This window comes from Bradyrhizobium sp. CCGUVB14, assembly GCF_024199935.1.
Classification (GTDB): domain Bacteria; phylum Pseudomonadota; class Alphaproteobacteria; order Rhizobiales; family Xanthobacteraceae; genus Bradyrhizobium.
Map to the genome: position 1 here is coordinate 9,042,016 of NZ_JANADS010000001.1, position 10,825 is coordinate 9,052,840.

Sequence of the window (10,825 nt, forward strand, 5' to 3'; positions counted from 1 at the left end):
ATTGTGCCTGGGCGCGGCTTCGGTCAATGTGGCTCGCATGATTGATCCGCTTCTCATTCTGATCGCCGCCGTCTTCCTAGTCGCCGGCTTCGTCAAGGGCGTCGTCGGGCTCGGCCTGCCGACGGTGTCCATGGGCCTGCTCGCGGTGAACATGGCGCCGAGCCGCGCGATCGCCATCGTGATCGTGCCCGCCATCGTCACCAACATCTGGCAGACCTTCGTCGGCCCTCATCTGCGCGACATCCTGAGGCGGCTGTGGCCGCTGATGATCGGCACCGTGGTCGGATGCTGGCTCAATGCCGGCGCGCTGACCGGGCCTTATGCCCGCTACGGCACCGTGGTCCTCGGCATCCTGCTGGTGATCTACGCCATCATCGGCCTCAGCAAATTCAAATTCCACGTGGCACCGCAGAACGAGAAATGGGTCGGCGGCGTGGTCGGCGTGATCACCGGTGTGATCTCGGCCTCGACCGGCGTGCAGGTGATCCCCTCGATGCCGTTCATGCAGGCGATCGGCATGGAGAAGGACGAGCTGGTGCAGGCGCTCGGCGTGTTCTTCACCACCGCAACGCTGGCGCTCGCCTTCAATCTCACCGCCGGCGGCCTGCTGACGCCAGCCAATGCCGTACCGGGCACTGTTGCCATGGCCATGGCCTTTGCCGGCATGTTCGTGGGACAGTCGGTGCGGGCGAAAATGCCGGCGGAGGCATTCCGCCGCTGGTTCCTGGTCGCGATGATCTTGCTCGGCGTCTATCTGGCCGGCAGCGCGCTGCTGAAGGAATTTGCGTAAGGAAGAATTGTACGGTGGGCAAAGCGAAGCGTGCCCACGCATTTTTTGTAACCGAGAGAGGTGGTGGGCACGGCGCAATTGCGCCTTTGCCCACCCTACGAAGCCTGCATCATCCGTTCGGACGAGCTAGCGCGTCTCCAGCATGGCGACGCGGATGCCGAGATAGATGAAGAGGCCGCCCAGCGTCCGATTGACCCAGGCGATCACGCCTTCCGACTGCCGCAGCCGGTTGGCGGCCTTGGCCGCGAACGCCGCCAGCACTAGGCACCATAGCGTGCCCGTGCAGATGAAGATCAGGCCGAGCGTCAGGAAGGCGAGCGGCTTGTGGGGCGCATCGGCTGCGACGAATTGAGGCAGGAAGGCCAGGAAGAACAGCGCGACCTTGGGATTGAGCGCGTTGGTGAAGACGCCCTGGAGGAAAACCCGCCGCAGCGAGTTCCGCTCGGCCTCGTCCTTAACCGTCACCAGCGCCGGGCGCGACCACAGCATCTGGAGCCCGGTCAGGACCAGATAGGCCGCACCGACCAGCTTCAGGATCGAAAATGCGGTGGATGAGGCCATCAGAAGCGCCGAAAGGCCGATTGCGGCGCCCGCCACATGGAAAAAGCAGCCGCAACTGATGCCGAAGGCGGCCGCCGCCCCGCCGCGCCAGCCCATCTGCATGCTGCGGCCGATCACATAGACCGAATCCGGCCCCGGCGTGATGTTGAGCAGCACGCCCGACAGGACGAAGAGCCAGATTTCGTGAATACCCAGCATGTGAGGTGACCCGACGCTGCGACCGTTCGTCTCAAGAGCTGCCCTTAGTCGGTTCGCGCCCCGCCGTCCACTGCCGCGATTGCGGAGAATTTACCTCGAATTTGCAATGCGGATCACACTTTCGCTCGGCGCCATCTGCTCTATAAAGGCAGGGTTTTGACATGCGGGATTCGAGGCGCCTGCCACGCGGTGGCTATCCCCTCTCCGTTGGAGCTCCGAGGATATGGAAAGACGTCTGGCCGCCATCGTCTGCGCCGATGTCGCCGGCTATTCGCGGATGATGGGCCATGACGAGGCCGGCACCCATGCCGCCTTCAAGGCCCATCGCAGCGCGATCCATCCGATCATCCTCAATCACGGCGGCCGCGTCGTCAAAAACACCGGCGACGGCTTCCTGCTGGAATTCCCCTCCATCGTCGGCGCCGCCGAGGCCGCGATCGCGATGCAGGTGCTGATGGCGGAGCGCAATCACCATCTGCCTGCCGAACGCACCATGCAATTCCGGCTCGGCATCCATATGGGTGACGTCATCGCCGACGAGGACGAGGTGTTCGGCGACGATGTCAACATCGCCGTCCGGCTCGAGTCGGTGTCGAGCCCCGGCGGGTTCGCGATCTCGGCCAAGGCCTATCGCGAGGCCAGCAAGCATCTCACCGTGCCGCTGGTCGATGGCGGCAACCACCGTTTCAAGAACATCAAGGATCCGATCGGGGTCTGGACCTGGACGCCCGACGGCGCGACTGCACTCGCGCCCGAGCTGAAGGAAGGGTCCGCACTCTCGCAGCAATACCGCACAGCCATCGTCGGCGTGCTGCCGTTTGCCAATCTCAGCGACGCCCAGGATGAATATTTCTCCGACGGCCTGACCGAGGATCTGATCCACGCGCTGTCGCTGCAATCATTCTACCGCGTGCTGAGCCGCAACTCGACCTTCCCCTTCAAGGGCAAGACTGTCAGCACCCGCGTGATCGCGCGCGAGATCGACGCCACCTATCTGATCCAGGGCTCGGTGCGGCGCGCCGGCGCCAAGATCCGCGTCACTGCCGAGCTGATCGCGCCGGAGACCGGCGAGCAGCTCTGGACCGGCCGTTACGACCGCGACATCGGCGATCTCTTCGCGATGCAGGACGAGATCACGACCAATCTGTCTGCGGCGATCGCCACCGAGATCGTCCGCGCCGAGGCCTCCGCGCCCGCGCGCCCCACCACCGACATCACCGCCTGGGACCGCTTCCTGAAAGGCCTGTCGCACTATTATCGGCACACCAAGGAAGATATGGGCATTGCCGTCGCCCTGTTCCGGGAGGCGATCGCGCTCGACCCCAAACTGTCGATCGCGCATGCCTATCTCGCCACGATCCAGATCCAGAGCATCCAGTTCGGCTGGGTCAAGGGCACGCGCGAGATGTGGACTGAGGCGATGCAGCTGGCCGAGACCAGCGTCCGACTCGACCCGCGCTCCTCCTTTGCGTTCTCCATCCTGTCCTGGGCGCACGCGATGGAAGGCCATGACGAGGCCGCGATGGACGCGGCCAAGCGCGCCGTCGCGCTCAACCCCTACGACATGGGCGCACGCGGCGTGCTCGGCATCTGCCATTTCGTCATCGGCGAGCACCGCCAGGCGATCGAGCTGTTCTCGATGGCCGCCCAGCGCGACAACGGCGACCCGCGCTATCAATGGGCCGCGCTGAACGCCTTCAGCCATTATCTGCTCAGGCAATATGACGCGACGCTGTCATGGGCGCGCGAGCAGCTCTACATCAACCCCAACCATATGCAGGCGCTGGCGATCCGCGCTGCGGCGCTGGCGCAATTGGGCCGGACCGACGAGGCGACGGAAGCGACCGGCGTGCTGATGGGCAATTACCCGACCCTGAACGTCGACCGCCATTTGCGGAATTTTCACTGGAAGCGGCCCGAGGACATCGCGCATTACCGCGACGGGCTCCTGAAGGCGGGCGTCCCGGCCAGCAAGCTCACGCTAGTCCAAAGCGACGTCAAACGCGCCGCCGAGTCGTGAAGGCAACGGCCGTCGGGAGGCGATCTCTCGCCCAGTTTTATTGACACGACAGTGAATTCAGCCACACTTCGCCACACGCTGAAGTAGTATAGGTTGCTGTCGGTTTGTTAGGACTTTCCGCGCTTGATCGGCGCGTCTGCATTTCACGATTCGCTGTTTTCAGGATTTTTGGGCCATGAACGATTCCGTCTCGAAGCCCCCCTTCAACCCCTCGATCCAGGTTTCGCCGAACAATCCCTGCCCGTTCCTGCGCGGCCTCGTCGGCGAGGGTTTTGTCGACGGCGGGACCGTCCCGCTCCGAACGCTGTCGCAGACCATCGCAAATGCAAGCGGCGAGACCGGGCTGAACAAGGTCTCGGCCCGTGTCCAGGTCCGCGGCGTTGCGCTGATCGCCAATGGCGCCTGTCACATCCTGCAAAGCATCTTCTGGGGCGCGCAACTCAATGGCCTGCGCGGCGGCCCTCTCGACAAGCTCGGTGCGGGCTCGCGCATCCTCGGCGTCGACGGGCGCGTCAACGAGGACGAGATTGCGCGGCTCGCCAGTTTCGGCGGCACCTACACCGATCCCGATGGCGGCACCGAGACCGGGCTCAACGCCTCGCAAATCCAGACCTTCATGAATGACAATCTCAAACGCGCCGGCAATCAGGCGCGCTGGTACTACCGGATCCTGATGAAGTTCGAATGGCCGGTCCTGCTCAAGATCATGGGCAAGGGTCAGGGTGATGACCGCTATCTCAGCGTGGCCGAGGTGAGGACATTGTTCAACGAGCGCAAATTCCCCGACAGGATCACCCAGCGGGTCGTCAGCCAGCCGGTCAAGCCGCCCTCGCTGATCTTGCGCGCGGCCGGCGGATTGGTCGCGGCGCTCGTCCTCTTTGGCATCGTCGCGCTGCGCTTTCCCGATCAATTCCAGCCGATGCTGCCCAACGTCGTCGGCCAGCTCGTGGCCCCGCCATTGCCGAAGCTTGTCGAGCCCCGCGCCGCCTACTGGCTCGAGCAGAACTGGGCGCTGGAGGACCGGCACTGGTTTCATCACGCGAGCCAGGGCACCGCGACCTTCCCTGTGCCCTATAGCTGGTTCATGGCGCTCGAGCAGCCGCGGCTGCATTTCTTCGCAAAGCCCGGGATGCTCCATGACAGCGATCACCTGCAGCGCTTCGGCTTCATCCCCAGCCCACAGACGATCAACACCGACGACGCCACCTTGCGCCGCTTCGGTTATGCCAACGTCTACGACAAGACGACGCCGGTGCCGGCGCGGCTTTGGGATCCGCCGGTCGACTGGGGCGCCCAGGCCGAAAACGTCGACGGCCTGCCCGTCGGCTTTGCGCGCATGACCGGCGTGCCGGATCCAGCGACCGGCAAGGTCGGCGAAGACCGGATCGGCCTGACCTGCGCCGCCTGCCACACCGGCCAGATCCACTACAAGGGCATCGACATCCGCTTCGACGGCGGCCCAGCGATGACCGACTTGCGGAAGCTCGAGATCACGACCGGCCTGTCGATCGCCTACACGCTCTTCGTGCCGGGTCGCTTCAAGCGCTTCGCCGACCGCGTGCTCGGCCCCTCCGCCAGCGATGCGGATCGCGATGCGCTGAAGCAGAAGCTGAGCGCGATCGGCACGTTCCTGAAGGACTGGGAAGCGACCTACAGCAAGACCATCGAAGGCAAAACGCGGTTCAACGAGAAGACGAAGCGGGACGAGCAGCAGCAGGACACCGAGGAAGGCTACGGCCGCCTCGACGCACTCAACCGCATCGGCAACCAGGTGTTCTCCCAGGACATGACGCTGAGCGGCCTCAGCGGCTTCGAGAAGAATCTGCATGCCAAGGACGCGCCGGTCAGCTTCCCGCCGATCTGGACCGTGCCTTGGCTCAAATACGCGCAATATGACGCGTCCATCGAGCAACCGCTGATCCGCAACGCCGGCGAAGCGCTGGGCGTGACCGCGCTGCTCAACCTGTCCGACACTACGCCCAAGGACACGCTGTTCCGCTCGTCGATGGACATCAAGAACCTGAACTGGATCGAGGATCTGCTGAAGGGGTCGGCGCCCTATCCGAAGAAGCAGCTCTCCGGACTGACATCACCGAAATGGCCATCGGACATCTTCGGCGATGCCGCGTGGAAGATCGACGGCGAGCGCGTCAAGCGGGGCCGCAAGCTCTATGCGGAGATCTGCGTCGAATGCCATCTTGGCCCGGTCAACGATCCCGTGTTCGACAGCGAATTTCCCGACCAGAGCATCTGGTCTTCGTCACGGTGGGAGACCATCGGCAATGAGAAATTCCTGAACGAGGTCCAGAAAAGCGTCAAAGGCATGGGGACCGATCCCTCTCAGGCCAGCGTGCTGGCGACCCGGACGGTGCAGGTGCCGGGCTTCCTCAAGCTCGATCCCACGCAGAACCTCAATACCTGGTGGAGTTGCAATCTGCCGGATATTTCGTCGACCGACATGCCGTACTCGGTCGGCCTGATGGTGCTCGTCGACATCGTCAGCCGCAAGGCGATGGACGATGCGAAGATTCCCCCGAAGGTTCAGGACGCCTGGTGGGGTGCGCGCAAGAACTGCCCGAATTCCGGTCCGCAGCCTGCCGAGAAGAACGAGCCCGGGCCGTGGTATCGCGCGCGTCCGCTCAACGGCGTCTGGGCCACCGCGCCTTACCTGCACAATGGATCGGTGCCCTCGCTCTGGTGGATGCTGAGCCCTGCCGCCGAACGCCCCAAATCGTTCTGCATGGGCGGTGGTCGCGACTACGATCCAAAGCAGGTCGGCTTCGCCGTCGCCGATGGCGAGAGCTGCAACACCGGGCAGTCGCGCTTCTCGACGCGCGCGGCTGATGGCACCGAGATGTTCGGCAACAGCAATGCCGGCCACTCCTTCGATGGCACGCCGGGCCCCGGCAAGGACGGGACCATCGGCCGCGTGCTCAAAGAGCAAGAGCGCTACGATTTGATCGAGTATCTGAAGACGCTTTGAGCTGCGCTTCACCTCTCCCCGCTTGCGGGGAGAGGTCGGAATTCGCGCGCAGCGCGGATTCCGGGTGAGGGGGTACAGGTCTCACGACGATCGCGCGTGTGGAGAGAAGCCCCTCACCCCAACCCTCTCCCCGTAAGAACGGGGCGAGGGAGCACACCGCCTTCGCGGATGCATCTCACTTGAACAGCGGCGTGCCCGGCACGAACGCATCAAACGCGGCCCAGAACTGGGAACGGTAGCGGTCCTGCTCCTGCAGGATCTCGTGCTTCGAGCCGGCGATCACGAGATGGGAGCCGGCGCGCAAATGGTAGGCGAACTCCTCGATCGCAGCCGTTGAGACGACCGTGTCGTTGGAGGCCGCCAGCATCAGGATCGGCTGCCGGATTTCGGACGGGTAGGTCATGCCCTTGAAGGTGTTCATCGCACGGAACGCGGAATCGGCCCAGGCAACCGTCGGTGACGCCAGGCCGAGCGTAGGGTCCTCCTCCAGGATCGCGGCGTTGCGCGCATAGCGCACGGGATCGCTGGTCAGCGGATTGTTGATGAAGGGGGACAGCCCGGTGAGGTGGTCGCTGCCGCCGGGAACATAACCGCCGCCCCGCCCCAGCATCCGCATCGTCCTCAACAGGGTCCGCACCGGAAACGAGGTGGAGCGGCCGGGCAGGTCGATCATCGGCGCCGACAACACCATGCGGTCGAACCAGCGCTTTTGCGCATGCGCCAGCCGCAGCAGCACGGCGCCCCCCATCGAATGGGCCAGCGCGAAGAACGGCGGCGGACAATCCGGCAGCACCACCTGCTGCACGAAGGTCTCCACGTCGATCTCGTAGTCGGCGAAGTTGCGCACATAGCCCTTGCGCGGATCGCGAAGGCGGCGCGAGGAGTGTCCCTGCCCGCGCCAGTCGAACGTCGCCACCGCAAAGCCGCGGTCGCGCAAATCGCGTACGGTCTCGAAATATTTCTCGATCTGCTCGCTGCGCCCGGTGAAGACGCAGACGGTGCCCTTGCGGTTCGCCGGCGGCGCCCAGCGCGCAAAGCGCAGCTCGACGCCGTCGGGCGTCTTGATGGTGCCGCTGACGACGTCTTCGGGAACGGGATTGGACGGAATCGAGACCAGCGTCATGATCGGGAGTGCTTGGGCGCCAAGTGCTGTAACTCAAGTGCTGCAAATCAAGGGGCGGGAGCGCCGAAAAGGCGCAAGTGCCGCCCTCTTGAACGCTGTCTGGACTCACCCATATCACCTTGGTGCAGGCCGCTACCAGTGTTTCGGAACCGGAACATCAGGCTGCACACAGACTAAAGCCCGGCCCGATTGGCGGGCGGGTTACCGAAAACAGTCGCTCAATGGAGGACTAGACCATGCGTACCTACGATCTCACCCCGTTCTATCGTTCCACCGTCGGCTTCGACCGTCTCTTCAACCTGCTCGACCAGACGAGCTCGGACGGCAGCCCCGGTTATCCCCCCTACAACATCGAGCGTACCGGCGAGAACGCCTACCGCATCACCGTTGCGGTCTCCGGCTTCGCCAAGGATGAGCTCTCCATCGTCGCGAAGGAAAACACGCTGACGATCAAGGGCGAGAAAGTCGCCAACGAGAACTCGAAGTCCGAAGTGCTCTACCGCGGTATCGCCGCCCGTGCCTTCGAGCGCGCCTTCCAGCTTGCCGACTTCGTGCAGGTGAAGGACGCCTCGCTCGAGAACGGCCTGCTCCATGTCGAGCTCGTGCGCGAGATTCCCGAGGCCAAGAAGCCGCGCCAGATCGCGATCAACAGCGGCGCAGCCAAGGCGCAGGTGATCGAGAGCTCGGTCGCCGCCTAAGCACGCAGCAACTTCCAGGTTACGAGAACGCCCCGGTGCCCCGGGGCGTTTTTCGTTGTTGATGTCGTCTCTCTCCCCATTGTCGTCCCGGCCTGCGCCGGGACGACACCGGTTGTTTGATTAGCCTTTTTGCACCGCATCACAGAACGGTGAGCGCGTAACGCCGCGCCCTCACGCTCCGTCCTTTGGACATCGAACCCAAAACAAGACGGAGAACGATCGTGACTTTCTGGCGCAGCCTTTTCGTCGCCGCGAGCTTGCTGGCGGCCCCCATCAGCCTTACCCATGCGCAGACCCCGCAGGCCGTGAAGGCGAAGAACGTCGTGCTGGTGCATGGCGCCTGGGCCGATGGCTCGAGCTGGTCGGAGGTGATCCCGATCCTTCAGGCCGCAGGCCTCAACGTCACCGCCGTGCAGAATCCGCTGGGATCGCTCGCCGAGTCGGTCGAGGCGACCAAGCGCGTGCTGGCCGAACAGGACGGTCCGACCGTGCTGGTCGCGCATTCCTGGGGCGGCACCGTGATCAGCCAGGTCGGTACGGATCCGAAGGTCACCGGCCTCGTCTACATCGCCGCGCGCGCTCCCGATGCCAACGAGGATTTCGTCGCACTGTCGAAGCAGTTTCCCACGGGACCCGCGCGCGCCGGCATCGTCGAGCGCGACGGCTACACCAAGCTCTCGGAAGACGCCTTCCTGAAATATTTCGCCAACGGAGTCGCGCCGGAACGCGCGAAGGAGCTCTACGCGGTGCAATGGCCGACGGCGGCCTCGATCTTCGCCGGCCGCACCACTGAAGCCGCCTGGCATTCGAAGCCGAGCTGGTACGCGGTGTCGAAGAACGACGGCACCATCAACCCCGATTTCGAGCGCTTCCTCGCCAAGCGCATGAATGCAACCACCATCGAGCTCGACGCCGGCCACCTCTCGCTGGTGTCGCATCCGAAGGAGGTCGCTAATCTGATCCTGGAGGCCGCGGGGTATCCGCGGAGCTGAGCGGCGATCGCTGAAACGCAGGAGGCGCCTGAGTGCTCAGGCGTCTTTTGTTTTGCTCCGGTGTCGTCCTGGCGAAAGCCAGGACCCATTACCCCAGGCAAAAGTTTGGCGAAGACTCGCAGTTCGGGACTCACACCAGCCGAAATCGATAGACCTCGCGGTATGGATCCCGGCGTTCGCCGGGACGACACTATGAGTGTTGCGCCAGCTCGCGTCTCACTAACCGCAGCAGATCAATCCAGCCCCTGTGCCGCGGGCATCTCCTGCGTCGGCTGGATCGTTGCTGGCTGCTTGGCCTGACCGACGGTTGCCTGCGGCGCGGCCTCGGCGGGCTTGGGCTGCGCGGCGGCCGTCTGCTGCGTAGGCTGCGCTTGCGGCGCCTGGGCAGGCTGCGCCGCCTGCTCGACGGGCTTCGCGGCAGCCACCGGGGTCTCGGCGCGCGGCGGAGCCGCCTTCGGCAACGGGACGGTGCGGCTGGCGACATGCGGGATCGACGCCGGCGGGCGCGGCGGGCCGCCACGGACCATGGTCGGCGGCGGCAGCGCGCTTTGCGGCCGGTAAGGTGCAACCGAAGGCTCCTCATAGGCCGGCGCCATGCCATAGGCATCAGCGGCCGGCATGAAGCGCAAAATTCTTCCGTCCCGGGCATCGATCACGAGCCGGCCGTCGTCGCCGCGACGGTCGATCACCGCGATGGTGTAGACGGCGCCGCGCAGGCGCGGGATGCCGAGCGGCGAGAAGCCGTTCTCGCGCAGCACCGCATAGACCTCGGTGGCCGGCAGCAACGCCGGGGCCGGGCCGCGCTCCTCATAGCCATAGCCGTAACCGTAGCCTTGGCCGTAACCGTAGCCTTGGCCGTAACGCGGCTGTGGCGGGGGCGCGACGACCGGCGGCCCGTAGGGTCCCTCGAAATCCGACACCGCAATCATGGCCCCGCCGGACATACCGCTCGCCGGAACCTGGGCCTGAGCAACGGTTGCAGCCAGCGCCAGCGTGGCCGCGGCCACACATCCTGTGAAAAACTTCATGGTCGACACGCTCCTGTCAGGCCGTTCGGAGGGTCGCGCTCTTTCGCTTCTTGCGGCGTGGCGCGCCTTCCGAAGGGCTGAGGTGAAGCTTCATCCGGGATTTCGGCGGCGCTTGGGCCGGAACAGGGCGCGTTTGCTTCAAAACCGGGGCCGCGCAACTTTCGGAAAGCGATTGATTGACATATCGGGAATCGGGACTTCCACGCGCTTGTGTGATAGACAAAAATTTGGCAAGGTGATGGTTAGGACAGGAAGACTGTCTCAATTTTGCTCGCGATTCCGGCACAGGGATTGCAGCGAAAACCGGCACTTTCGAGCGCCGGCAAGGTACCAGGCAAAGCCGTTCTCGGGGACGAAGAACGCCTAGGCCTGAATTTAAGAAAATGCGGCTCGCAACGGACGAGCGGTGACCCAGAGGCGGGTGCCGCGGAA

Annotated in this window: 8 protein-coding genes; 5 read left to right on the forward strand and 3 right to left on the reverse strand. The window is 64.5% G+C overall.

The features are described from left to right. Positions 1-37 precede the first annotated feature (37 nt). A complete protein-coding gene (locus tag NLM32_RS42340; protein ID WP_254134570.1) occupies positions 38-790 on the forward strand; it encodes a sulfite exporter TauE/SafE family protein in 753 nt (250 codons plus the stop codon). Between the two features lie 126 nt (positions 791-916). Here the strand turns inward: NLM32_RS42340 and NLM32_RS42345 are convergent, their stop codons facing one another. Next, positions 917-1,549, reverse strand: coding sequence for a LysE family translocator (locus NLM32_RS42345; RefSeq protein WP_254134571.1), 633 nt, complete (start codon positions 1,547-1,549; stop codon positions 917-919). A 223-nt stretch (positions 1,550-1,772) separates the two neighbouring features. Here NLM32_RS42345 and NLM32_RS42350 point away from each other — a divergent pair, with 223 nt between their 5' ends. Further along, a complete protein-coding gene (locus tag NLM32_RS42350; protein ID WP_254134572.1) occupies positions 1,773-3,569 on the forward strand; it encodes an adenylate/guanylate cyclase domain-containing protein in 1,797 nt (598 codons plus the stop codon). 175 nt (positions 3,570-3,744) lie between these two features. After that, the gene (locus NLM32_RS42355) at positions 3,745-6,552 is read left to right on the forward strand and encodes a di-heme-cytochrome C peroxidase (protein ID WP_254134573.1); all 2,808 of its coding nucleotides are present in this window, start codon (positions 3,745-3,747) and stop codon (positions 6,550-6,552) included. A gap of 175 nt (positions 6,553-6,727) precedes the next feature. On the opposite strand, the gene NLM32_RS42360 is transcribed toward NLM32_RS42355, so the two are convergent. After that, positions 6,728-7,675, reverse strand: a complete 948-nt coding sequence (locus tag NLM32_RS42360; protein WP_254134574.1) for an alpha/beta fold hydrolase — start codon at positions 7,673-7,675, stop codon at positions 6,728-6,730. Positions 7,676-7,911: 236 nt separating this feature from the next. On the opposite strand from NLM32_RS42360, the gene NLM32_RS42365 reads away from it, so the two are divergent. Both NLM32_RS42365 and NLM32_RS42370 read left to right on the forward strand, forming a co-directional pair. Then, positions 7,912-8,373, forward strand: coding sequence for an Hsp20 family protein (locus NLM32_RS42365; RefSeq protein WP_254134575.1), 462 nt, complete (start codon positions 7,912-7,914; stop codon positions 8,371-8,373). Between the two features lie 221 nt (positions 8,374-8,594). Further along, positions 8,595-9,365, forward strand: a complete 771-nt coding sequence (locus NLM32_RS42370; RefSeq protein ID WP_254134576.1) for an alpha/beta fold hydrolase — start codon at positions 8,595-8,597, stop codon at positions 9,363-9,365. Between the two features lie 233 nt (positions 9,366-9,598). On the opposite strand, the gene NLM32_RS42375 is transcribed toward NLM32_RS42370, so the two are convergent. Continuing rightward, on the reverse strand, positions 9,599-10,393 hold the full coding sequence (locus tag NLM32_RS42375; protein WP_254134577.1) for a hypothetical protein: 795 nt from the start codon (positions 10,391-10,393) through the stop codon (positions 9,599-9,601). Positions 10,394-10,825 lie beyond the last annotated feature (432 nt).